Source organism: Rhodococcus sp. JVH1 (genome assembly GCF_000280725.2).
GTDB lineage: Bacteria > Actinomycetota > Actinomycetes > Mycobacteriales > Mycobacteriaceae > Rhodococcus_F > Rhodococcus_F jostii_A.
This window is the reverse complement of the sequence record NZ_CP166290.1, coordinates 1,123,531-1,147,730: the sequence shown is the minus strand read 5'-3', so window position 1 is coordinate 1,147,730 and position 24,200 is coordinate 1,123,531. Positions and strand designations below refer to the sequence as shown.

At 63.3% G+C, this 24,200-nt stretch carries 23 protein-coding genes and 1 pseudogene; 8 read left to right on the top strand and 16 right to left on the bottom strand.

Going from position 1 to position 24,200, the window contains the following annotated elements:
• The first annotated feature begins 53 nt into the window (after nt 1-53).
• Both JVH1_RS42955 and JVH1_RS42950 read left to right on the top strand, forming a co-directional pair.
• The gene (locus JVH1_RS42955; RefSeq protein ID WP_043779758.1) at nt 54-905 is read left to right on the top strand and encodes an acyl-CoA thioesterase II; all 852 of its coding nucleotides are present in this window, start codon (nt 54-56) and stop codon (nt 903-905) included.
• 71 nt (nt 906-976) lie between these two features.
• Nucleotides 977-1,719, top strand: a pseudogene (locus JVH1_RS42950) (histidine phosphatase family protein).
• Nucleotides 1,720-1,789: 70 nt separating this feature from the next.
• Here JVH1_RS42950 and JVH1_RS42945 read toward each other — a convergent pair.
• The gene (locus JVH1_RS42945) at nt 1,790-2,869 is read right to left on the bottom strand and encodes a porin PorA family protein (protein WP_009760460.1); all 1,080 of its coding nucleotides are present in this window, start codon (nt 2,867-2,869) and stop codon (nt 1,790-1,792) included.
• A 495-nt stretch (nt 2,870-3,364) separates the two neighbouring features.
• Here JVH1_RS42945 and JVH1_RS42940 point away from each other — a divergent pair, with 495 nt between their 5' ends.
• A complete protein-coding gene (locus JVH1_RS42940) occupies nt 3,365-4,363 on the top strand; it encodes a hypothetical protein (protein ID WP_237735185.1) in 999 nt (332 codons plus the stop codon).
• A 63-nt stretch (nt 4,364-4,426) separates the two neighbouring features.
• Here the strand turns inward: JVH1_RS42940 and JVH1_RS42935 are convergent, their stop codons facing one another.
• Together JVH1_RS42935 and JVH1_RS42930 are read right to left on the bottom strand one after the other, a co-directional pair.
• A complete protein-coding gene (locus tag JVH1_RS42935; protein ID WP_051033703.1) occupies nt 4,427-5,197 on the bottom strand; it encodes a MurR/RpiR family transcriptional regulator in 771 nt (256 codons plus the stop codon).
• Nucleotides 5,198-5,281: 84 nt separating this feature from the next.
• The gene (locus tag JVH1_RS42930; RefSeq protein ID WP_009760456.1) at nt 5,282-6,022 is read right to left on the bottom strand and encodes an SDR family NAD(P)-dependent oxidoreductase; all 741 of its coding nucleotides are present in this window, start codon (nt 6,020-6,022) and stop codon (nt 5,282-5,284) included.
• A 343-nt stretch (nt 6,023-6,365) separates the two neighbouring features.
• Between JVH1_RS42930 and JVH1_RS42925 the strand changes: the two genes are divergently transcribed.
• The gene (locus tag JVH1_RS42925; protein ID WP_237735184.1) at nt 6,366-6,824 is read left to right on the top strand and encodes a nuclear transport factor 2 family protein; all 459 of its coding nucleotides are present in this window, start codon (nt 6,366-6,368) and stop codon (nt 6,822-6,824) included.
• A gap of 59 nt (nt 6,825-6,883) precedes the next feature.
• Here the strand turns inward: JVH1_RS42925 and JVH1_RS42920 are convergent, their stop codons facing one another.
• Complete coding sequence (locus tag JVH1_RS42920; protein ID WP_237735183.1) at nt 6,884-7,492, bottom strand: hypothetical protein; 609 nt, start codon at nt 7,490-7,492, stop codon at nt 6,884-6,886.
• Nucleotides 7,493-7,630: 138 nt separating this feature from the next.
• Here JVH1_RS42920 and JVH1_RS42915 point away from each other — a divergent pair, with 138 nt between their 5' ends.
• Genes JVH1_RS42915 through JVH1_RS42905 form a run of 3 tightly spaced genes read left to right on the top strand, consistent with a single transcriptional unit; the run spans nt 7,631 to nt 9,848 of the window.
• Nucleotides 7,631-8,314, top strand: coding sequence for a hypothetical protein (locus JVH1_RS42915; protein WP_237735182.1), 684 nt, complete (start codon nt 7,631-7,633; stop codon nt 8,312-8,314).
• Nucleotides 8,314-9,387, top strand: coding sequence for a phosphotransferase (locus JVH1_RS42910; RefSeq protein WP_009760452.1), 1,074 nt, complete (start codon nt 8,314-8,316; stop codon nt 9,385-9,387). Before JVH1_RS42915 ends, JVH1_RS42910 begins: the two co-directional genes overlap by 1 nt.
• Nucleotides 9,384-9,848: a hypothetical protein gene (locus JVH1_RS42905; protein ID WP_009760451.1), complete on the top strand. Its 465-nt coding sequence runs from the start codon at nt 9,384-9,386 to the stop codon at nt 9,846-9,848. The genes JVH1_RS42910 and JVH1_RS42905 overlap by 4 nt, the downstream gene beginning before the upstream one ends.
• 15 nt (nt 9,849-9,863) lie before the next feature.
• Here JVH1_RS42905 and JVH1_RS42900 read toward each other — a convergent pair whose 3' ends face one another.
• From JVH1_RS42900 to JVH1_RS42850, 11 genes are all read right to left on the bottom strand, one after another.
• A complete protein-coding gene (locus tag JVH1_RS42900) occupies nt 9,864-10,628 on the bottom strand; it encodes a tyrosine-protein phosphatase (RefSeq protein ID WP_009760450.1) in 765 nt (254 codons plus the stop codon).
• Nucleotides 10,629-10,658: 30 nt separating this feature from the next.
• Nucleotides 10,659-11,423: an enoyl-CoA hydratase/isomerase family protein gene (locus JVH1_RS42895; RefSeq protein WP_009760449.1), complete on the bottom strand. Its 765-nt coding sequence runs from the start codon at nt 11,421-11,423 to the stop codon at nt 10,659-10,661.
• The gene (locus tag JVH1_RS42890; RefSeq protein ID WP_043779750.1) at nt 11,416-12,573 is read right to left on the bottom strand and encodes an acyl-CoA dehydrogenase family protein; all 1,158 of its coding nucleotides are present in this window, start codon (nt 12,571-12,573) and stop codon (nt 11,416-11,418) included. Before JVH1_RS42890 ends, JVH1_RS42895 begins: the two co-directional genes overlap by 8 nt.
• Nucleotides 12,566-13,744 carry a MaoC family dehydratase N-terminal domain-containing protein gene (locus JVH1_RS42885; RefSeq protein ID WP_237735181.1) on the bottom strand — a complete coding sequence of 393 codons (1,179 nt, stop codon included), beginning with the start codon at nt 13,742-13,744 and terminating at the stop codon, nt 12,566-12,568. The genes JVH1_RS42890 and JVH1_RS42885 overlap by 8 nt, the downstream gene beginning before the upstream one ends.
• Before the next feature lie 44 nt (nt 13,745-13,788).
• Nucleotides 13,789-14,706, bottom strand: coding sequence for an SDR family oxidoreductase (locus JVH1_RS42880; protein ID WP_009760446.1), 918 nt, complete (start codon nt 14,704-14,706; stop codon nt 13,789-13,791).
• A gap of 68 nt (nt 14,707-14,774) precedes the next feature.
• Nucleotides 14,775-16,040, bottom strand: a complete 1,266-nt coding sequence (locus JVH1_RS42875; protein ID WP_051033706.1) for an acyl-CoA dehydrogenase family protein — start codon at nt 16,038-16,040, stop codon at nt 14,775-14,777.
• A 5-nt stretch (nt 16,041-16,045) separates the two neighbouring features.
• Complete coding sequence (locus JVH1_RS42870; RefSeq protein WP_009760444.1) at nt 16,046-17,041, bottom strand: alpha-ketoacid dehydrogenase subunit beta; 996 nt, start codon at nt 17,039-17,041, stop codon at nt 16,046-16,048.
• Entirely contained in the window at nt 17,038-18,069 is a 1,032-nt protein-coding gene (locus JVH1_RS42865; protein WP_237735180.1) for a thiamine pyrophosphate-dependent dehydrogenase E1 component subunit alpha, read from the bottom strand. The genes JVH1_RS42870 and JVH1_RS42865 overlap by 4 nt, the downstream gene beginning before the upstream one ends.
• A 29-nt stretch (nt 18,070-18,098) precedes the next feature.
• Entirely contained in the window at nt 18,099-19,460 is a 1,362-nt protein-coding gene (locus tag JVH1_RS42860; protein WP_051033702.1) for an SRPBCC family protein, read from the bottom strand.
• 8 nt (nt 19,461-19,468) lie between these two features.
• Entirely contained in the window at nt 19,469-19,726 is a 258-nt protein-coding gene (locus JVH1_RS42855; RefSeq protein ID WP_009760441.1) for a hypothetical protein, read from the bottom strand.
• 2 nt (nt 19,727-19,728) lie between these two features.
• Entirely contained in the window at nt 19,729-20,823 is a 1,095-nt protein-coding gene (locus tag JVH1_RS42850; protein WP_202803488.1) for a cytochrome P450, read from the bottom strand.
• Between the two features lie 746 nt (nt 20,824-21,569).
• On the opposite strand from JVH1_RS42850, the gene JVH1_RS42845 reads away from it, so the two are divergent.
• A complete protein-coding gene (locus JVH1_RS42845) occupies nt 21,570-22,205 on the top strand; it encodes a MarR family winged helix-turn-helix transcriptional regulator (protein WP_009760439.1) in 636 nt (211 codons plus the stop codon).
• A 401-nt stretch (nt 22,206-22,606) separates the two neighbouring features.
• On the opposite strand, the gene JVH1_RS42840 is transcribed toward JVH1_RS42845, so the two are convergent.
• On the bottom strand, nt 22,607-24,148 hold the full coding sequence (locus JVH1_RS42840; protein ID WP_009760438.1) for an AMP-binding protein: 1,542 nt from the start codon (nt 24,146-24,148) through the stop codon (nt 22,607-22,609).
• Nucleotides 24,149-24,200: the final 52 nt, after the last annotated feature.

Here is a 24,200-nt window from a genome sequence, read left to right as displayed (position 1 = left end):
TCCACCCGAAACCGGCCGAGCGGTCGGGAATCGACACCCGTACCGGAGAAACGATGACGTCGACAGTGGCCGAGGTGGTCAGCCTCCTCACCCTCGAGGAGATCGCTCCCGACACGTTTCGCGGCGCACAACCCAATGAAGATCGACAGCGGGTCTTCGGCGGCCAAGTCGCTGCGCAAGCCCTCATGGCAGCGGCCCACACTGTCCAGGGTCGTGTACCACACAGCCTTCACGGCTACTTTCTCCGGCCAGGTAATCCATCCGGTCCACTTCTCTATACGGTGGACTGTCTGCGGGACGGCGGGGCGTTCTCGGCGCGCAGAGTCACTGCGACCCAGGATGGCACCGCCATCTTCGAGGCGCTCGTCTCGTTCAGCGCACACATCAGCGGCATCGACTACCAGGAGAAGATGCCTACTGTCCCGCAGCCGGACAGCCTTGTCCGCATCGAAGCGCAACTCGCCCCGTACGCCGACGAATACGACGGATGGTGGATTCGTCGGCGCCCCTTCGATATGCGCTACGTGAATGCACCTCCACGCGTCGCGTTGGATCTCGACGTTGCGTCGCCACCGCAGAGCAGACTCTGGCTCCGACCCGACGGTGAGGTACCGAACGATCCAACCGTCAACAGCTGCCTCATCACCTTCCTCAGCGACCTGACCTTGCTGGACTCGGTCATGTTGCCGGCGCGCAGGACTTCCCGAGGTCCCGGAATCGTCGCCTCCCTCGATCATGCGATCTGGTTCCACCGGCCCGCTGACTTCTCCGATTGGGTTCTCTACGACCAACACTCGCCCAACGGCAGAGCAGGCCGCGGACTCGCATCCGGGCGCATCTTCAACCGTTCGGGAGCATTGGTCGCCAGCATCATGCAAGAGGGATATCTCGGCAAGAGCAGTTGACGCACCCCGGCGCGCTTCGCTCCGGCTACGACGCCCTCCAATGTCCCGCTCGCGTCCGGAAAGGAATACGCATGTACCGGCGGCTTTCCACAATTTCCACTGCGGCGGCAGCCCTCACCACCGCCTTTTGTTTGACGGCATGCGCCACGACCCCGGACTCCGCACACAGTGCCGAACAGACAGCCACTCGCGGCGAGACGGCCCCGATCACGCTCACCCTGATGCGCCACGCCGAGTCTGCAGGCAACGCATCCGGACTCATCGACACCTCGATTCCGGGTCCGGGCATCACGGACAAGGGCCGGCAGGAGGCACAAGCCGCCGCCTACAGATTCGCCGGACAGGACTTCGACGGTGTATCGCGTCCTCGATGGTACGAACACAGCAAACCGCCGACTACATGGCCCACGCCGTAGGCGAACCCGTCGAGGTGCTCCCGGGCCTGCGAGAAATCGAAGCCGGACAATACGAGGGACAGCCGGAATCCACGGCACAAAGTACCTATCTCGCAACCCCGGTCAGTTGGTTGCAGGACCACCGCGATGATCGGATTCCTGGTTCGATTGACGGCAACGAGTTCGATCGGCGATTCGACGACGCCGTGAAGCAGATATTCGACAGCGGGGACACCCACCCCATCGCGTTTGCTCACGGTGGCTCGATCATGATCTGGACGTTGATGAACGTAAACAATCCCGATCCCAGCTTGCTGAAGACCAATCCTCTGCGCAATACCGGGTATGTCGTCATTGCCGGATCCCCGAGCACCGGGTGGACGCTTGTGGACTGGAACGGTACGCCAGTCCCTCATTGACCCGACTAGTGCACGGGCAAGATGGGTGGGCCGCACCGTGTCGGCAAGACCCACCCATCACCGGTCGGACCTACACGCGTGCCACTTGCTCGGTGCTCGCAGGCGTGACGGAGGTGGGCTTACGCCAGCGAATCGCCGCGGTCACGATGAAGAGAACGCCCAAGACGGCAAGCCCGACGGGAAGCCATACGCCCAGGACCGACAGCAGCGAGCCGTTCTTCGACAACTCGCCCGCCAGGGCAGTGACTTCACTGTCCGCGGTGTGCAGCTTCACCGTCGAGAGCGGAAGCACGGGAACATCCTCGCCGTTCACCGGGATGGTCGCATACATGCTCTGTGTCTGGTTGACATCCAGAGGGGCACCGAATCGCTGGTCCACTGCCAGAGTCGCGGCGTTGGCGCTGCCGAACCCGAGGTCCAGAACATCGGGCAGGTTGGGGAGATTGTCCTGCAGGACTGCGCGGGATTCGTCGGGGACGACGCCCGCTTGCAGCAGGCCCGCGACGACGGCCTTGGGGAATTGTGACGGGAAGTCCTTGAACTGCGCCAGTACCGCCGGGCTTGCAATCGGACCGGACGCGTTGACTTCGTAGTTGTTTACCTCACGCCCCTCGAGAGTGCCCGAATCGACGAAGGTCGCTGCCTGCCCGGACCGAGTGACGGAGTCGTACAGGAGGTTACCGTCCTCAGCGGGCTCCATCGGGAAGCTGAACGCGATGCCCTCGTGGTCCTCGAATGTGGCCTTGTCGTCGGCGGGTATCAGGGTCTCCTTCTGCTCATCGGTGAGCGAGATCGGTGTGTAGTCCACGCGACTGACCGCGTAGCTGTGCACGTCCTTCTGCGTTGACCCGTCGGGCAGGGTGATGGTGGTGTTGCTGGTGACGATGGCGGTGTCACCGTCTGTCGCATCCACCGACAAGGATCGGTCGGCGGTGATCGGCATCTCCGGGGTGATCAGATTCGCGAGGTCGTTGGCCGCAAACGCCTGTGGGTTCAGTGCACTCATCGTCCCCTCGTACTTCTGGCTCTGGCTCAGGTCGGCCGGAAGCTTCGTCAGCGAGGGGAGAGCAACGAATCTGATCCCGCCGGCCGCTACGACGAGCGCCAGGCCGACCACTAACAGCACTATCGATGACCTGCGGATTGACATGCAGAACTCCTCGTTGTGGGTGAGCGAAATGCGATCGAGACAGCACCGCCGGAATCAGGGAAATCCGATTGCCGCCGGTGGGTTCCGACCCGGATGCGCTGCATCCGTGGAACCAACTCGACCAGGCGAAATGTGACGCCAGTCACCAACCATAGTCGGTTTGTGGACTATTTGTAAGTAGAGTTTGCAACCAATTGCGAATCGCCCACGCGGCCACACTGAGGGTTCCGACGACGTCTCGACAGAAGGATGATCCATCCATTCGCGCGAGTGGCATTTCGCTGTGCCATTCATTCCGGGTTGCCTGTCCCGGCCGCCGGCAGCCCGTTTTCAGTCAGCCGAGTGGCATCCGCCGATCCCCGATCGTCAGTTGCCGCCCAGGCCCGCGGCCTCACCTCACCGAAGGGGATCGAAGTGACAAGACAAAACCCGTACTCGCGGAGACGGGCCTCGATCGCAATCCTGGCGACCATCGCGACTGTGTGGACGCTCTCGATGACAGCAGCGACCGCCGCACCTGCGGCCGGGTTCGTGGAATACCCGGATCCGTTGCACGCGCCGTGTGAGGGCATCTATCACGCCTCGAGCGGGCGGATCTATATCGAAGAGATCGTCAACCCAGGGGAGAACGGGAACGTCGGAAGCCTTGGCGTCCTCGATCCGGCGACGGGTGCGATCGATCGCTACCCGCTTCCCGTACCGGGAACGACGGCCGGCGGAGCCGCATTAGGACCCGACGGAAATCTCTGGTTCACCTACTTCGGCTCCTCCAGCGGGGTGGCCTTCCTCGACCCCGACACCAAGGAGTACAGAACCTTCCCCACTGTCGATCCGACTGCGACTCCGACAGATATCTGGCCTGGACCGGACAATGCGATGTACTTTCCCGAGTCGATCGCACAGAAGCTGGGACGAATCGATGTAGCGACGCACCAAATCAGCGAAACACCGATTCCGGGCGGCGGATTGAATGTCCCCACCACGATCATCATGCCCGGAGCCGGAACTAAGATGATGTTCTCGGCGGCCCTCGCCAACCGGATCGTCGAGTACGACACGGCAACCGGAGAATTTACGCAGCACGACGTGCCCACGCCCGGTGCAGTGCCCCAGGGCCTGACGCTGGGTCCTGATGGCGCCATCTGGTTCAGCGAGACGCTGGGAGCGAAGATCGGTCGAATCGATTCCGTTTCCGGTGAGATCACCGAGTACCCGATCGCAACCCCCGAGGTACCCGTCCCCTCCATGGGCCCACTCGTTCTGGGTTCGGACGGCAACCTGTGGTCCGCCAATGGCGGCTTCACCGCAGGAAGCACAATCGGACGGTTCAACACCACCTCTCACCGCATCGACTACTTCACCCTTCCCCGTCCCGCCTCCGGACCGTGCGACATTGATTCGGCTGCTGCCGCGACCGGGAAGCTTGTCATCGGGCAAACGACAGGCGGGGCCGTCGCGGTCGCCGACATCGACGACCTGAACGCGATCAAGTAGACCGTCCACGGGCCCAGATGAACTTCCTCCTGTCCGGGATCAACTCGCGCACCCGATGGAAGATCATTGGTGGACGGCCGTACTCGAATCTGTCTGCCCGCGGGACATGGCGACCTGTAGGCCCGCCAGCAGCGCGAGTGCAGTCACCAGTCCCCCGCCGACCGCTATCCCGACATCCGAGGATTTGATCAGGGCCGACTCGGGGGTCCCGGACAGAGCAACGACATGCGCACCTCCCGTAGCTCGAGTCGCCTCCACGGCCCCCAAGGTGATGGGATTCAGTCCACTGAGGCTCACCGCCAGGAGTACGTTCGGAGTGGAAAGTCGGCCCGCCGTCAGTCTCTGGATCAGGGCATCGGACGGTGCCTCAGCCTGGCGATCTGATTGCAGGAACATCGCTGCCGCCACAGCCCCCAAAAGTGCCGATTCTCCGTTGCCGATGACAAGTATTCGCTCGGCCGCGGACAGCAGGTGAACTGCGCTGTCGACAGCCAACGGGTCCAGCGCACCGGGTGCCGTCCGGAGCCGGCCTGACATGTCCGCAAGGGTGGTGCGCAGGACCACGATGGCCGAGGCCGGGCCACCCGAACGATTCGGCGACGGCTCGTGGGCCGAGGCTCCGAGTTCCCGTAAGAGTGCATCGCGGAGCTGACCGAACCCGGTAAACCCCAAACTGCGGCAGGCACGGATCACGGTAGCGCCAGATGTGCGTGACTGTGCGGCGAGATCGGCGACCGATCCCCATGCGACGTCCTGCGGCCGCTCCACGCAGACTTCGGCGACTCGCCGCTCGCTTGCCGTCAGTGCTTGTGCAGCCAAGTAGATCTCGGACATCGACAGTCCGGGTGGTCCGGTCGATTTCGGTGGGAAATCGCTCGAGGCCACGGTCACCGACGCGGATGGGAGTGCGGCAGTTGTTCAGCCACGCTGCGCGGCTTGGAGGAATCGCACCGTGGCTTCCGACAGACCACCGTCGACGTACAGCACCTGTCCCGTTACGTATCGGGCGTCTTTCGATGCGAAGAAGGACACTACGTCCGCGATGTCCTCGGGCGCGGCCCTGCGGCCCAGCGGCACCAGCGTATTGAACCGCTCCTCACGGGCGGGGTCGGCCATCGCAGCGGCCGTCCCTTCCGTGGCCACTCCGCCGGGAGCCACGGCGTTGAATCGCACACCGGACTGGGCGAATTCCACCGCACAGAGCTTGGTCAATGACACCACCGCTGCCTTCGACGGTGAGTAGGCGCCGGTCCCCGGTGTCGGTACCTTCGCCGCCATCGATGCGATGTTGACCACCGAGCCGCCGGACGCCGTCAATTGGGGAAGCAGTTGCTGAGTGAGAAGCAGCGGGCCTACCACGTTGACGTCCATCACCCGACGGAACTGCGCGATGTCGACGTCCGCCAGCGACGCCGACGGGAAGATGCCGGCGTTGTTCACCAACACATCGAGGTCGTCCACGGTCGCCGCGAGCTCGTGCACTGCGTCCGGGTCCGATATGTCGCACGCCACCGCTCGACCACCGACTTCTGCCGCCGCCGCCTTCGCCGTCTCTGCATCCAGGTCGACGACGATGACGGAGTATCCGTCTTCCGTCAATCGTCGCGCGATCGCACGTCCGATGCCCTGTCCCGCGCCCGTGACCAACGCTGTACTCACTCGCCACACCTCTCTACAGATAATGCTCAGCTCGTCGCGGACTAGTCGCCCACGACAACAGTCTATTGATAGATAGTGCATTGCGCGACTATTGCGCTTATGCCAGTCTGACACTCCGACACCCCCGAGGCAATGGCCGCGGAAACAATTGCCGGGCGACTCGCTCGACGGTCGACACCATGAGCCTTTACGACATCGTTGATCTGAGTTCTACTGGAACCACCACAAGAGAGGTGACCGCATGATCACCCCATTGAGCCCACAGGCCGCCAAGACGTGGCAACTCCTCGCAGATCGCGCGACCGCAGAGCAGAACCCGCGCCTACGCGCGAATCTGGAGGTCGTGGCACGGCATGTCGAGGCCGAAGTTCGAGGCGATGTACCCGCCCTGATGGCGACCCTCGTGGCAGAACCGCGGTATCAAGTCTGGGGTGCCTCGGCGAGCGTCGGACCGCAGGGTTATGACGAGGTAGCGAACTTCTACCGGGCGGCGATCGAGATCGGGAAGAACCGGCTCGAGTTCGAAATTTCGCGGGTTATGGTGGACCATCACACTGTCCTCACCGAGGGCATATTCCGCCACGCATATTCCGGCGCCATGCTGACCGCCCGTGGTCATGACGGTCTACAGGACGATGCGAGCATCTGGTTCCTGGTGGAGTACCAGGCGCTGATTGTCTGGCCGATCAGCGCAGACGGGTTGATTCTGGGCGAAGACATGTATGCAGGCGAAACGCCCCGAATCGTGCGGCGACTCGGCGCGGGCGAACTCGATCACCTTGGCCCCGTCGACCGCGCCTGAGCGTTCGCGGCCGCTCGACCGCACACCTTCGACAACTCGCTCTAGTGAGACGACTCACACTACGATACGATAATCGTCCAGTAGATAATTGACGACGCCGGGTGCTTCCGGTATTCCAAAGACGAGTCGCCGGTCGGCGGTGCGGCGCGCACCGTGATTTCGGCAATCCCGACTCGGCGCACGCTCATGGCTTCGATGCCTGCAACCGCCATGAGTTTAAGCCACGTCGGCGGCGGAACCCGAGCACGCGCCACTGAAAGCACGACATCCCGAATCGGGCGTGCACCCCGTGCGGAGTCTCCTCGCGCGAAAGGAAGACCATGCTCAGCCCATACGACGAACTTCCCGTCCACCAGACGTCTCACCCGTTGTCGATAGTGTCCAACACTGACCCCGGATTCGACGACGGCTACTTCTTCAGTGTGTTCTCCGCTGACCAGGGGATCGTCTGCTTCCAGGGTCTGCGAATCAATCCCAATACCGACATCGTCGGTGGATACGTCGGCTTCATTCGCAATGGGGTACAGAGGACGGTCCGGTTCAGCCGGACCTGGCGCGAACTGTGCGATACCGCCGTAGGCCCTTATCGCATCGAGGTCGTCGAGCCCTACCGCGACATCCGTCTCACCCTCGACGACAATCCCTCCGGCATCCGATTCGATCTGCATTGGTTGGGCACCTCGCCAGCTTACGAGGAGGCCCACCATCTGGCGACCAATCGTGGTCGGCCGACCACGGACCAGACGAGATACTCGCAGGCAGGATCGGCGCGAGGATGGATCGACGTCGACGGTGAGCGAATCGACGTGGACCCAGAACACTGGTACGGCAGTCGGGACCATTCCTGGGGGCTGTACCACGAGCGCCCCCCGCTTGCACCGAACCCGCGGTTCCTTCCGCCACGGGAGGCGGAGGGCATCCCTCGCGCCCTGCGATTCTGGACCCTGTTCGGTTCCGATGAGCTGTCGGGGTTCTACGCCATCCACGAGTCACCCGACGGCAAGCAGGTACCGCTGAACGACACATTCGGCACGCCCTTCGAGGGCAGGCTTCACATCGGATGGGACACGGAGATAGTCGATCTCGTTGGCGGCTCACACGAACTCGAACTCGTACCCGGCACGCGGCTGTTGCGAGCCGGGACGGTCACCCTGCACGATGCCGACGGAGGGAAGTGGGTGCAGCACGTCGAGCCGGTGTCACCGCCATGGGTCACCGCCACCATCGGTTACCAGGCCGGCAGCTGGAAGGACGGCGGGTCGATGCGCACCTACCACGGCCCCGGGGTGAGCGTGGAGTGGGACGAATTCGATTTCGCGAAGCAGCCTTTCGATCACACGATGTATGACGGCACGGTCTACCGCAACCTGCACGGTAAGGAGTACCTGTCTCGGGTGACCACTACCGCCCCCGATGGTCGACGATGGGTCGGCGCCGGCCATACCGAATTGTTCCTCGACGGCCCCTTCTCACCGTACGAGTTGCAGTGATGGCACAACTCGGGGAAATCGACTTCGTCGAGCGGTGGTTCCACGAACGACTCGCCAGGATCGATCCGCAGGCGACCGCTATTCGAATCGACTCGGTCGATCGGCTTTCGCGGGGCGTGTCGCGCGAAACATGGGCGGTGGCCGGCACCGTATGCACTGCCGGAGTATGGAAACCGCGGCAGTTCATCGTCCGGCGCGACCACGCCAGTGGGAGTGTCATCCCGACCCCGCTGCGGACCGAGTACGACGTCTACCGGCTTCTGCGTGATTCCGCAATTCCGACGTCGACGGCGCTGTGGTTCGAAGACCACGCCGAGTGGTGCCCGGACGCGAGACCGGCGTACGTTCGCACGCACGTCTCCGGCGACTGGAGGCTGCCGTTCATCGGCAACACGGATGAGGCGTACGACGACGTCCGAATTGCCGCGTCGAAGGAACATCTCGACAAGCTCGCACTCGTGCACACCGCCGACTGGAAAGGTCTCGGATTCGGCGAAATCTTCGCGGTACCGGCCTCTCCTGCGGACTGCGCGGAGAACCTGATTCGCGCAAACCTGGCACAGCTGGCCCAATTCCAGTTCGAGCCGAGCCCGGCCCTTGCCGAAGGCGTCGCTCGCCTTCTACAGGTGGCTCCAAAACACTGCCCGCACATCACGCTATGCAAGGGAACCAACGGTCACGGCGAGGAGGTCTGGTCTGGCGGGCGCATCGTGGCGATGTCCGACTGGGAACTCGCCGCGCTCGGTGATCCGGCATACGACTTCGCCCAGATTCAGGAAATGATTCCCGAAATCGAACGGCACGGACGACGCCTCTGGGGGCTTCCGGAGGCGCTGGCCTACTACCACGACCGCACCGGCATCGAGGTCACCGTCGAGCGAATCGACTACTACCGAGACCTGTACGGGCTGCTGCAGTTTCTGTACACGCACCATGCGGCCGCCCAAGTCCGACGTCAACAGCGGCCCCCGTTGCGCTTCGTGTGGAACGCCGCCGAGATCGGATTCCACAGTGAAGTGCGCTTGGCCGCAACGTTCGGCAGCGCGCCCGGAAAAGTGAGGTCTTCGCAATGATCTATCCCACCACGGATGTGGTTCTCGCCTCGATCATCGACGCCGTCGAGGCCGACATCGCTCCGCACGTCCACGACGACTACGCCGCGAGTTTGTGCAAGACCGTGGCCCAGATGCTGCGCTCAGTGCGAGTTCGCGCATCCGAAGAAATTCCGGCCCTGCACGCCGGCAACGATGAGTTGCGCAGAATCCTCGCGACGGCCCTGGACCGAGAGGATCAGCCCGCAGACGTCCACGCATCCCTCACCGCAGCGCTCGATCAATCCCCCGCACCGCGTCACCCTGCCCTGGCAGAGCTTCAGCATGACGCATTCCGTCTCCGTGCCGCACTGACCGCGGTCATCGACGCCACGCCCGATGATCTACACCCCACCCGTCAGGCAGCGCGAGAATACGTGCGAAACCAACTCGAGCGCGAACAGCGCTGGCAGCAAGACGCATTCACCGGCCCGCGACGATAGTGCGGGGTGCCGAGGTCAACCACCGGCTGTGAGCACCTGCCGGATCCGAGTGACCTCGGCGCCCCGCCCGATCGACTCGACGAAGCTGTCGAAGGATCCGTGATCGTCGCGGAACGCGTCGAGGAACCCGAGCATTACCTCGGGCGGCGTGTACACCATCGATTCTTCATCTTTGACGATCGTGGCCATCGCTACCGGGTCGTTGGCGCGCATCCATTCGAGACTTCGTCGCATACCTGCTGAACTGCGCGCGTAGTCCTCGGCAATGTGCTCGTCTGGAACACCGAGGATCCCGAGAAGGACGGCGACGACAATCGCCGTCCGATCCCGTCCCGAGGTGCAGTGGATGATCGCGGGCATTCCCGCATCGGTGGCGAGAAGGGTCAACACCGCCGCGATCATCTCCCTGCCCTCGGCAAACATGGCACGGTACGCGTCGATCATCGGCGCAGGGGTACGCCACTCCTCCGACTGGGATCTCGTCGGCAGGGTCTCCCACGCCACAAGCGGCATCGCGTACGTTTCCGGGACCCGTTCGTACCACGAACACAAACCTTGCTGATCCACCTCTATTGGAGTCCGCAAGTCGATGATCGTCCTCAGGCCAATATCCGACAGCAGGCGCTGGTCGATCCGGTCGAGCCGCACAAGTGCATCCGATCTGAACAGCATTCGCTCACGGATCGAGGTCCCCGAGGCAGCAGGAAGCCCTCCAAGGTCCCGGAAATTGAAGCACCCACCGAGCTGGATTCCATTGGGACTGGTCGCACCCGACACCATGCTGATACGGCTCCTCGCTGCCTCGTCGAATCACGGGTTCCGGAAATTGGGAACTTGCTTCTTCATCCTGGCGCGGCCGGCCACCCGCGCCTCCTGACCTTTGAAGCTGACCGACTGGCTCAACGTCTCGCGGTCGATAGCCTGTCGAAACGACGACTCCGTCGACACGTTGACCAGGCTTTTCATCATCGCCAGGGCTGATGTCGGCCCGTCCGCCAACGTTTGCGCCCAGTCCTGGACGAAGACATCGAGTTCGGTGGCAGGCACTGCACGATTGGCGATCCCGATCTCTGCGGCTTCCTTGCCGGACAGCTGGCGCCCGAAGAACAGGAGCTCCTTCGACTTCGCGACTCCTATGAGACGAGGCAGGGACCAGGATGCCCCGCCGTCAGCAGAGATTCCGAGGTTCGCGAAGGTCTCGCCGAAGACGGCATCGTCTGCCGCCACGACGAGGTCACAGCACAGCGCGAAGTTGCATCCGAACCCGATGGCGGGTCCGGCAACCTTCGCAATGGTGGGCCGCGGCAGGTCATGGAGGAGTGTGCACAACTGACCCACACGACGCATGAAGGACAATTCGTCCGGCAAAAGCGGTGCACCGAGGTCCATACCGGAGCAGAAGGCGCCACCGGCTCCGGTGACCACGACTGCACGGTCGTCGGGCGTTCGTGCGATCTCCTCCAGAACCGAGATCGCCTCTTCCACGAGGTCACCAGTGAGCGCGTTCTTGCGCTGCGGACGGTTCAACGTGAGCGTCACAACCCCCTCGGACCGGGCGACCAGAACGTCAGACACTCCTTTCCCCCAACCCGGACAACCGAGCGACGCGCTCCCGGTGCTCATCCGCGGTGCCGAGGTACAGTTCGCCGAATTTAGCTCGGCGATAGTACAGGTGTGCGTCGTGCTCCCACGTGAAACCGATCCCGCCGAAGACGTGCAACGTTTCCTCGGCGATGTGCATGAATGCGTCGGCGCACACGGACTTCGACACGCTCGCCGCAATCGCAAAAGCGCTCGCATTCTCGGGTCCGGGGCTGTGCAGCCACTTCTCCCCGGCCGATGCTGCGGCATCAGCGGCGGACCGTGCCATCTCCAGCTCGAGCAGCACATCGACAAGCGTGTGCTTGATGGCCTGGAAGCTGCCGATCTTCCGATCGAACTGCACACGCTGCTTCGCATAGGCAACGGCCTGGTCGAGGCACTGCTGGCCCGCCCCGACCAGCTCCGCCGAGAGCAGGGTGACGGCCAGGTCGAGGCCACCAGCGACGGCCTGCGAGGCAGCTTCTCCGACTGCCAGGAGAGTTGCCGGCGTGTCCTCGAATTCGACGATGCCGAGTGGGCGCACCAGATCGAGCGACTCCAGCGTTCGCCTCTGCAGCCCGGCGGCGCCGGCGTTCACCGCGAAAAGGCCTGTTCCGGTGGGAGTAGCAGCGGTGACGAGAATGAAGTCGGCGGCCGCGGCATCGACGACGAAGCCCTTGGCTCCGGTGATGTGCCATTCTCCGTTCTTCTCCGTGGCTGCGGTCGAGCGGGGAGGCAGAAACCATCCGGAGTCGATCTCGTGGAACGCTACCGTTGCGACAACGGCCCGGTCGGCGACCTTCTGCAGGAGCCGCCGAGCGTCTGGTGCATCGCCGCACCCCAGCAGGATCGCCGAGGCCAGTCCCACTGTGGAGAACAGCGGTACCGGGGACAACGCACGGCCCGCCTCCTCGAAAACTGCGGCAGCGTCGGCGACCTGTGCGCCGGCGCCGCCGAGATCCTCCGCCACCAGCAGACCCGCGACGCCGACTTCTTCGGCGAGCGTTCGCCACAGACCCAGGTCGCAGCCGCCCCCGGGTTCCGCGGTCGATTCCAGCCACTCGCGAACGTCCCGATGTCGTGCGATCACGCTGCGGACGGCGGACCGCAGTTGCTCACGCTCTTCGAGCATCACGTCAGACATGAGAGCGAATGCTTTCGCCTGCTCGTGCCCGGATTGCGACTGGCGACTTCGGTGTGGTGCGGCTCGGCAGAGCCACGACGGCTGTTCCCGGCATCACGTTGTCTCCCCGCTGGTTTCGGGCGTACGTCTCGAGTTCGACGATGTACTCGCCGTCCTCGTCGACGCGCTTGCCCGTCACCGATCCGCCGAGTTCGATGACGTCGCCGAGGTAGACGAACCCTCGATATTCCGCGGTCACGTGCTTGACCCAGGCGTTGTCGCCGCACCAGTGCGTGAGCGCGAGGATCTGCCAGCATTGACGCTGGAATCCGACGTCGTACTGGTACGCGACGCCCATCGCGTTGGCCGCGGCCTGGTTGTAATGAACCGAGTAGATCGGCTCACGTGCCTTGGTCACCGGATCACGGAATGCCCACGCGGGGTGCGCTGCATAGTCGAGCGCAGCTGATGCGTTCGCCTTCAGCCGGGGAATGGGTGCGCCGCCACCGGCGACGAACGCGACCTCGTCGGTGAGCCCGATCGGGCCCTTTGTCATGGTCGAGACCGCATCACCGATCGTGACATCCTCCCACCACAGAGGATTCTCACCCCGCGGCTTTTCCGCCAGCACTCGGCGTTCGACGTCCTCGATCTCTTCGACGGTCCACCGGTGAGGCACCTGAATGTCGCGCTTCTTGCTCTTGCTCCGCGCGGCGCCTCGTTCGTAATTGACAACCTGCCATCGGATTTCGGCGACATCTTGCCCCAAGTGGTTGACATAGTTGTTGGTGAAGGTGTCGGTGACCATCTTGCCGGCGAAGTTGCTGGGCCGCGGGCCGGTGAAGCCGTCGTAGCGGCAGGTGGAGCTGATCTTGTCGTTCCAATAGATCGGGGCGACGAGGTCCATCTGGGTCGCGCAGTGGAAGGCGCCGAGGCCCGGCCATCCGAACTGGATTCCCGAGAAGCAGCCGATCGAGAACGAGGGCGGAGCAACCGGAGCGCCGTAGTCGGAGCGCCGGCCATGGTCCGCGTCCGTCCAGAGGGGGTTGATGTCCCCGATACCGCCAGCGAACTTCGCCACCGCGATGCGGGTTGCCTCCTCATTGTTCACCGAATGGTCGATCCGCAGCTGTGCGCCGATCTTCGCCGTCATCGAGTCGATCATCGCGTCGTCGATGACCGCTTCGGGCATCCGAGCCTCTTCCGTCTCCGGTGCAGACTGGATGGCGCCGGCGGTCACTTCGTACCTGCGTTCGGGTTCGCGGTCCACTTCTGACCCGACGGGATTCCGGCGTCCTGTACCGCCTTGGCCAGGTCGGAGACCGTCCATCGCCCTTCCGTCTGCAGCTTCCAGGCGGGATCCTTCTCCCAAGGCTTGATCCGCTGCACTCGGCTACCACCAACGAGGAAGACCTCGCCCGTCAGTTCGGATTCCGGCGACGCCAGGAAGACAACGAACGGGGAGACATTCGCGGGGTCCCACCGATCGAACTTTCCTTCGTCCGACGACAACGCATCACCGAAGGCGCTGACCGTCAGGCGCGTACGCGCCTGCGGGAGGATGGCGTTGACCCGAACTCCATACCGCTCGAGCTCCTTCGCGCTGACCTGCGTCAGGGATGCGACGGCGGCCTTGGCGGCGGCGTAGTTCGCCTGCCCCGGGTTGCCGAACACCCCCGACTCGCTGGAGGTGTTGATCACCGAGCCGTTGACCGACCGTCCCGCCTTGCTCTCTTCGCGCCAGTACCGTGCTGCCGCGCGAGTGACCAGGAAAGTTCCGCGGAGGTTGACCCGGACAACGAGATCCCAGTCGTCGTCGTCGATGTTGACGAGAACCCGGTCGCGCAGAATGCCGGCGTTGTTGACGACAACGTCGAGGCGGCCGAACGAGTCGATGGCGGTGTCGATGATCCGCTGGGCGCCGGCCGCATCGGAGACGTCGTCCCCGTTCGCGACGGCCTCACCGCCGTTCGCACGGATCTCGGCTGCGACCTCCTCCGCGGGAGTCGACGCCGCGCCGGTACCGTCCTGTCCGCCGCCGAGGTCGTTGACGACGACCTTGGCGCCCTCTGCCGCCAGCAGCAGTGCATGTTCACGGCCGATTCCTCGACCTGCGCCCGTCACGATTGCGACGGAATTGTCCAAGCTTCCCATGTGAAACTCCTCGAGTGTGTGTGGATGCCGCGCCCGCCCGCAGGCCGGCCACGGCGCCGAATGGGCAATCAGCCCTTGGTCGATGTGCTCGTCGCCGGGGCCGGTTCCTTCGGCAATCCCAGGACGCGCTCTGCAATGATGTTCCGCTGAATTTCGTCCGTTCCTCCACCGAGTCGGAAGCCCGGTACCCCCAACACGAACTCGGACCAGGAATACGTTCCCCACTCGCCCGTATCGGCGAGCAGTTTCGGTCCCAGAGCCTGGCTCACGAGATGTGCGAGAGCGGCCAGGTTTCGAGTGAGCGCCAATTTCGACAGGGACATCTCGGGTCCGGGCAGCTGCCCGGCCTTCGCAGCGGCCTCCGCACGCGCTCTCATCGCCTTCGCCGCGGCAACGCCGGAATAGACCTTGGCGTATGCCTGACGGATCGACGGATCGAATTGTGCACCCAGTTGAACGAGCATTCCCGCGAGGCGGTTCATGTCGAACAGCCCGCTTCCGCCACCCGCGGATCCTCCGATGGCGCCGCGTTCGTGCATGAGAGTGGCGAGAGCGACCTGCCACCCCTCGTCGACCTCGCCGAGCCTGTACGCGTCGTCGACACGTACGTTCTCGAGAAAGACCTCGTTGAAGTCGGCACCGCCGGTCATCTGCCGGAGCGGACGTACTTCGACGCCGGGTGCGTGCATGTCGATCACGAATGCGGTGAGGTTCTGGTGGCGGGGGGTCGGTGATGTCCTGGCAAGGAGCAGACCCACATCCGAATAGTGCGCCCCAGAGGTCCACACCTTTTGTCCGCTGATGATCCAATGGTCTTCGACCCGTATGGCTTTCGTCTTTACAGCCGCCAGATCCGACCCTGCAGCGGGTTCACTGAAGAGCTGGCAGCCGATGACGTCGCCCCGGTAGAGCGCCTTCAGCCAACGCTCCTTGGCGGTGTCGGATCCGAATTGGTCGAGGGTGGGTCCGACCATACCGAGGCTGACTCCGAGCGGTGAGCGCGACGGCGTCTCGTAGTTCCGCTCGATCTGCAGGTATGCTTTCTCGTACTTCGACGGCAGTCCGCGACCGCCCCATTCTCGTGGACCGCGGATCCATCCGAAGCCGGCGTCGAAGACCGTGCGCCGCCACTCGCATGCCTCCTCGGCATCCTCGGCGGTCGCGCCCCGGAAGAGGCTGAACGTGTCGTCGCCCTCACCCCAGGACTCAGCGGTACGCGGTCGCCGCGGCTGCGCGGCACCGTTGAGGAACTCTTTCGCGGCGGCTCGGAAGTCGTCGAGCGTGGGGATGGCGGTGTCGCCGTCCACGGTTCCGGTTGTCTCGATTGTCTGCATGCCGCTCACATCAGTTCCTCGACACTGCGGACAATCTTCGCCACCGTCGGATAGCCGGACAGCGCGGATGAGAACGGGACGGGCGAGTAGTCACTGCCCACGCGCTGCACGGGTGCCACCAGTTCGTTGAAGAGTTCTTCGTGGATCCGTGAGCTGATCTCGGCGCCCGGGCCACAGAATTGTGTTGCCTCGTGCACCACGACCGCACGCCGTGTCCGCTCCACCGAGGACAGGATGGTGTCGAAGTCGAGGGGAACAAGGGTCCGCAGGTCGATGACCTCCGCCTCGATGCCCTTCGCTGCCAGTTCCTCGGCTGCCTCCGCGACTACGGGTACCTGCGGTCCGTAGGTGATGAGGGTGACGTCTCGTCCGGGGCGTAGTACGTTCGCCTGTCCGAGCGGGATGCTGTAATGCCCGGTCGGCACATCTTCCTTCTTGCTGTACGCCAGCGAGATGTGCTCGATGTACAGGCACGGGTCGTCCGATTCGAGACAAGCCGCGAGCAGGCCCTTCGCGTCTGCGGGTGAGGACGGCATCACCACGTTGATTCCGGGAGTGTGCATGAACCAGGCCTCGAGCGACTGGGCGTGCTGAGCGCCGAACCGGCTGCTGCCCACGACTGTCCGGACGGTGATCGGTGTCGGGGTGGCTCCGCCCGTCATGTATCGGAACTTCGCTGCGTGATTGACAACCTGGTCCATACAGACTGCGATGAAGTCGAAGAACATGATTTCGGCGACGGCCCGGTACCCGCCGAGCGCGAGTCCGACCGCGGTCCCGACGATCGCTTGTTCCGCGATCGGCGTCGACCGGACGCGCTCGACGCCGTACCTGGTCGAGAGCCCCTTGCTGACCTTGAATACGCCGCCGGTGGGCTCGGCGATGTCCTCACCGAGGAGGATGATCTTCTCGTCGGCCGCCATCGCCACGTCGAGTGCGGAGTTCATTGCTGCCGCCGATGTCATCACGGCGGTCTCGGTGCTGCGTTCGATGGTGGTCACTTCACACTCCGTACCCAGGTGTCGTCGGCAAAAACGTCGGTGAACAACTCGTCCTCGCCGGGCAGGGGGCTGTTTTCCGCGAACTGGAAGGCGTCCGCGACGTAGGCTTCTGCTTCCCGGTCCAGCTCGTCGATTCGCTCGCCGGCCGTCAGCCCTTGTTCGATCAGCCACGAACGGAATGTCGGCGCAGGGTCGCGCTTCATGGCATCCTCCAGTTCGTCACGGGGAACGTACGAGAAGTCGGCGGTTCCACTGTGTCCTGTCAGTCGGTAGGTAACGCATTCGAGGAAGGTGGGGCCCTCGTTTCTGCGGGCCCGTTCGACGGCGGTTTCGAGGGCGTGCAGCGTCGCAAGTGGGTCGAAGCCGTCGACGCGTTCGGCGTGGATCGAATATGCGGCTGCTCGTTTCGCCAGTTCGACGGAGGGAGCGTACTCGGCGATCGGGGTGTGCTCCCCCCATTGGTTGTTCTGGCAGACAAAGACGATCGGGAGCTTCCACAGAGCGGCGAAGTTCATTGCCTCGTGGTAGGCGCCGATGGACGTGGCGGCGTCACCGAACGTGACGACGGTGGCTGCGCCGCTCCCGTCGAGCTGGTTGGCCAGCGCCAAACCCACAGCGATCGGGAGTCCGGAGCCGACGATGCCGGTGGTCGCCATGAACCCGACCGCGGTGTCGTGGAGGTGCATCGGGCCGCCCTTGCCTTTCGACGTGCCGTCGACCCGACCGTACAGCTCGGCCATGATCGATCGGAGGGTGACGCCCTTGGCGAGAGCGTCGCCGAGGTTGCGGTACGTCGAGACCAATCGGTCCTGCGGGGTCAGTGCCGCGCCGATCGCCGCACATACCGCTTCCATTCCCCGCACGGGGTAGAAGGCAGCCTGGAGTCTGCCGGCCTTCGCCTCCTCGGTCGAGCGCTTGTCGGCGAGGGTCGTGGTGACCATCAACCGGTACATCTGTTCGAGCACAGCGATATCCGGCGTTGATCCGGTATCGGTGGTCGTCGTGTGCGACAGCGTCTGTTCTGACATGTCGACCTCTCCGTCGTGTGTGATCACGCCTACCTACCGATCTGCTTGCGGTACAGGTCGTAGAAGTGGCGGATCTTGGTTTCCTGATACGCGCCGAACGTCACTCCCGGTTTGTTCTCGACGAGAGTGTGCAGTCCCTTCTGCACCCAACCGACGTTGTATTCGTCCTGGAAGAACACCCGCGCCAGCGTCCCCAGTTCGTCGGCGTCGACGAAGGTCTCGTCCAATCCCATTCGGCGGACCTTGGCCGGCGCTGGGCGCTCTCCCTGGAAGGGAGACAGAATGAGGCATTCCATGATGCAGGTTTCGGGATCGTCCCCATTGGGCTTGAACCGGTAGCACGTGCGGTTGTAGGCACCCCAGGGGTGGAAGTTCGGGTACACCGTGTAGAAGAAGGTGTCGACGCATTCGGAGTCCGACAGGCTCTGTGCCTTGTCTCCCAGGGTGTCGGCCATGGCTTTGCGGGTCGCGTCTGCGATCACGGTGCGAGCACGGACGTCGTCGGGCAACGTCTTGATCGGGGCGTCCTCGAGACCGAGGCCCATCATCGAATCGAAGATTTCTTGCTCGGTCGGCTGCACGGTGAGATGCGGGCTCGGGGTTCCCCGTGGTGTGACCGCGCGACTGACATTGCTCCAGTAGTCGTATTGGGAGTTGGCGTCGCCGATGCCTTGCAGCAACTGCGGGTGTGTGGTGACGACGTGGAAGGACTCCATGAACGCTTCCTGCGCCACCTTCCAGTTGCACGGCAGGACCTTCTCGACATGCGCCTGGGTGTAGCGATCCTCGAAGTCCCAGCGCGCGAATTGCGCCGGGATCTCTCCGAGGTAATCCAGGAGGGATTCGGCGTCACGGTCCATATTCACGAAGACGAATCCACCCCACGTGTCCACCAGCACCTCGGGCAGACCGAACTTGTCGGGTTCGATCTGTGGAAAGTCCCATTGGGCCGGCACGTGTTTCAGGGAACCGTCCAGGCCCCAGCAGAACCCGTGGAACTGGCAACGCAGTTCGCGCACACTGCCGGGCTCCTCCCGAAGCTGCCGACCCCGGTGAAGACAGGCGTTGTAGTATCCCTTGATCTCGTCGGGCGCAGTGCGGACGAGGAGAATGGAGATGTTCGCGATGTCGTAGATTTCGGTGTCACCGACATTCGGAATGAGTTCCTCGCGACAGGCAAACTGCCATGTCTTACGCCAGATTTTCTCCTTCTCCAACTCGTGGATCTCCGGTGAGAAGTAGAAGTACGCAGGGATATCTGCGGTTCCGAGATCGTGCGGCGACTCCATGCGGAGAAAGTCGGGCACTTGCTGGGTGTCGGCGTCCAGCAGGTCCTGATAACTCACTCCAGGCGAGCGGTCGATGCGTGTTCGCGGTTCGAGATCGGTCATAGCGTTGATCACACCTCCTTGGCAGACGGGGTCGGGGTTGATGCGTGGCTTCTCCCGAAACCCGAGGCGTGCCGGGACACCACTGCCTTCTCATGTGTCCCCACCCATCGGCACATCTCCGGATCCGCTGTACGGACCTCGCCGGAAAGCCAGACACCGTAGCGGTCGAAAACACCTGTTTTACCGCCTTTGTCGACCTCGACGCGCGCATCGGGCAGTGCGGAGTAGATGTGACCGTTGAGCGGGTGTCGCAGTTTGAAAACCATAATTACACCACCTTGCGGAAGGTCAGCGGAAGAGCCTTCAATCCATGAAGAACGACGTTGGGAAGATACTTCACATCGTTTGGGGCACAATCGAGTCGGATGTCATCGAGTCGGGACAGCAGGATTTCGATGCTGATCCCCGCCTCCATCCGGGCAAGGGGAGCACCAAGGCAAAAGTGCTCGCCCTTGCCGAACGCGAGATGCTGCCTCGACAGTGCGCCGTCGAGATCGAGGTCGTCCGCGGCTGGGTACGCCGACCGATCGCGGTTCGCCGATCCGTACACCAGCCAGATGAGGGATCCGGCAGGAATCGGTGTTCCGCCGATCTCGACGTCTTCGTTGGCGATGCGGAAGAGTCCCTGCACTGGGGGTTCGAGGCGAAGCACTTCCTCGGTGAGCGCACGGATCTCTTTGTGGTCGTGGCGCACTCGCGTCATGAGGTTGTGGTCCGTGACCAGTTTGTACATGATCGATGCCAGCAGGTTGGTTGTTGTTTCATTGCCGGCGATCAGGAACTGGACGAGCATTTGAAGGATCTCGTTCAGCGTGAGCGGTTCTTCTCCGCTCACGCTTGCCCTTACCAGGTCGGTGAGCAGATCGTCTCGGGGTCTGACGCGCCGATCTGCAATCTGGCTGGTGAAGTAGTCGTAGAACTGGTCGACTGCGGAGAACATGTCTTCCAGCTCGTCGTGTGTAAGGTTCAAGTTGCCGGTTTCGGCAGCGAAGGAATCTGACCACCACTTTAAGGTGTCAGTCATGGATTTCGGGACACCGAGGATGTTCGCGATCACCGCCATGGGGAGCTTGATCGCGAACTCCTGCACCAGGTCGACCTGTCCGACATCGATGAAAGTGTCGATCAGGTCGTTGGCGATAGCGTGCACTTCCGGCTCGAGTGCGGCGATGCGTCGGGCAGTGAAACCCTTGTTCACCAGTTTGCGTTGCCGCACGTGGATCGGCGGATCGGCGTTGAGGAGCACGGCCGATCGACTGATCTCGAGTCGACGCTGCAATTGTCCGCGGAGGATGGCGGACGCGTTCGGGTCTTCGGAGATCTTGCGTGCGAGCGGCGTAACCGACGCCGGAACACTGGCCATTGCCGACGAGTACGTCTGAGCGTCACTTAGTACCGACACGACGTCGTCGTATCGCGTCACCATGAAGGCGTTGAGTCGCTCCACCCACAGCGGTGCCTCTTCTCGGACTTGCGAGTAGGTGGTGTACGGGCAGCGGCCGCTCTGCGGATTCAACTCGAACAAACCGTCGAATTGAGTGTGAGTCACAGTCATGCTTCCTCCGTGCGATGGCGACTTCCGCTGCGACCGAGATTACTCTAACGATAGAACATTGACAAGAAGAGTGTTTGCAAACAGGCGCGGCGCGCAAAGGTCACATCAGGGGATCAGGAATGTTCCGATAGCAGCCCGTGCGCGCCGCCCGACTGCATCGAAAGCCACTACTGGAGTGTCCGATGGGCGCGTTTCATTCTTTTTGCAGGCCTCGCGGGTCGCGGACTGAAACCCGACACTCAAACGCAGCCCCTACGTCGCCGTGGAATCAGCTATATCAGCAGTTACCGACCCAAGCAGCGCCCCGACGGTAGCCGAATTTCGAGAACCACGCTCTGCCGATCGTCAATTAGCTAAGGCCGTGGGTGTCCCCAGGGGCCTGAGACAATCAGCCGCCATGCATGTCTTGAGTTGAGACGCCGTGCGGCAGTCGGCCAGCCTATGTGACGACTGCCGAGCCGGGCAGCTGATAACCTGGGTACTCTAGGGTTCGATTTTCACCGATCTGAGCATCTGTGCGTGCCCTGACCTGATGTGACAGAAGGAGAACGACAGTGGCACCCAAAGTCGCGAAGAAGCCGGTAGTGCGGAAAGCCGCGGAGAAAGCGGTTGCACCGAGAGCCGCGAAGAAAACGGTGACCCCGAGAGCTGCAAAGAAGACTGCACGCAACGCCGAGTTGACTGACGTAGAAAAGCTAGATCCCATGCAGTGGATCAAGTTCTACTGGCAGCAGCAGGTGGACGACGACCCGTATCCCTTCTTGGCGATGAGTTCGGTCCTGCGTCTGCACCAACTCATGACGTCAGTGCTGGAACAAGAGCTGAAGAAGGGCTTCGAGATGAGCCTGACGGACTACCTCATGCTGAAAACGCTCCAGCTCAGCGACACCGGCACTCGATTGCTAAGCCGGGTGGCGTGGCATCTTCTGGTTCACGCGACCACGGTGACGATTGCCACGGATCGTCTGGAAGCTCGCGGTTTGCTCACGCGGCAGGCGCACCCCAAGGACCGTCGAGCTACGCTCGTCACCATCACCGACGCTGGCCGCGTGCTCGTGGATGAGGCCACCGAAGTCCTGAGCAGAGCTGACTTCGGCCTCCCCGGCTTGACCCGGGATCAGGCGGAGGCTCTTGTGGAGATTGTCGCGCCGATCCGAAAAGCGGCCGGCGACCTCGACCGCGCCCACTAAAAGGCCTCGCTCACGGCGGCGCGGCGGGGTATCCAAGGCTGCCCAAGGTGGACACGCACCCTGCATGCTCGACCCAGGTTTCGGCGGCCTTCGTTTTGCACTGCCCGAGGCCAGGGTTCTCCCACCAGCTGTTCACATCGAGAGGTTTGATCTATACCGACGCGGTCGGCGCCATCGTCGATCGAGAACGTGGCCTGGGCAACAGCCACGCGCGCTGAAACCCCCGGCATCGAATGCGGATCGAATCCGCAGACGAGCGACCGGTAAGCCGAGACGCCGCACGTATCCTCGTCATGAGGTCCGTCCGATGGCCAGATCCCGCAGTGACCCGCCCGGATCAGGTTGATGCGTCGACCTGATCCGGGAACGCGGGGGATGACACATTCCGGGTGCGTCGCGCCTTACTGCCGCACAGGTGCCGATTCTTGATCCCAGTAGGGTGCGCGCAGCGTCCGCTTGTTGATCTTCCCTACCGCGCTGCGGTGCAGCGTCTCGACGAATTCGACGGACCGGGGGCACTTGTAGTGCGACAGCCGGTCCCGGCAGTAGGCGAGGACTTCACGCTCCGTCAGGTCTGGATCGTTCCGCACGACCAGTGCCAGTAGCTGCTCACCCATCTGCTCGTCCGGGATTCCGATGCATGCCACTTCGCCGATCCCGGGGTGGGCGGCCAGGACCTGCTCAGACTCGGCGGGGTAGATGTTCACTCCTCCCGAGACCACCATGTCCGAGAAGCGGTCCGTGATATAGACGTACCCGTCAGCATCCTGGTATCCGATCTCACCCAATGTGAACAGTCCGGGCTCGAGGTGCGCGTCCGTGTTGGAGGCGTTGTGGTAGACAACGCCGCGGCCGGTCGCATCACGGAAGTACAGGCGGCCGGTGACTTCGGGCGGTACCGGCTCTCCGTCGGCGTCGACGACCACCACTTCGAAGGGTGGAACGGGCCTGCCGACGGAACCACGGTGCTCCAGCCACTCCTGGGCGCTAATGCGGCATACCGTGCCGACCTCGCTGGCGCCGTAGCTTTCCCACACGACCGGTCCCCACCATTGGATGATTGCGGCCTTGACGTCGGTGGGGCACTTCGCCCCGACCTGCTGCACGAATCGCAACGACCCGAGGTCGTACCTCGACCGCACCTGGTCCGGCAGCGCGAGAATCCGTTGAAAGTGTGTCGGAACCATGATCGAGGAGCCGATCCGATCCCTCTCGATCGCCTCGAGCACCGCTTGCGGATCAAACTTGGGCAGCACCGTGACCGGAACGCCGGCCAGGAACAACCGGGTCCCCACCAATGGGCCACTGTGATACAGAGGCCCCACCACGAGGTGTCTCCCATGTTTGACCAGGGAGTTTTCGCCGAGCCGCACCAGGTGTTCGGCAATATCGGCGCCACCGGCGAAGGCAGTGGGTGGCAGTTCGGTTCCCTTGGGCCGTCCGGTCGTGCCCGAGGTGTACACCAGCGACGGCAGCGGCGTGAGGTCGGTGCTCGGCTCCGTGTCGGATGCGGCGCTGAGCCATTCGTGCCACCGATGACCTGCGGGATCCACCGTCTCCGGGATCTCGCCCCAGACAATGATCGTCGCGATGCCCGCCGTTTCTGCCGCGGCGCGGCCGCGCTCGAGCGTGTCGGCGTCGACGAATGCCACGGATGCGCCGGAGTCCTCGAAGATGTAGGCCGCTTCTTCGGCTGTCAGGTGGAAGTTGACCGGGACAGCCGAGGCGCCGGCAAGGGTGATGCCCCCGTACGCAAGGACGGCTTCGGTGGAGTTGCCACCGAAAACGGCTACGCGCCGGAGCGTACCGAGGTCGAGCGCGTTCAGTCCGTTTGCGATCCGCCGCAGAGCCGTGTCGGCCTGGTCCCAGGTCATCTCGGTGTCGCCGCAGCGCAGAGCAGGCTGCGCTCCACCATCCTCTGCGTTTCGCGAAGCAAACGTCATCAGCGCACACTCCTTCTGTCGTTCATGTGGGGACGGGGCCGCGCCGGGAACG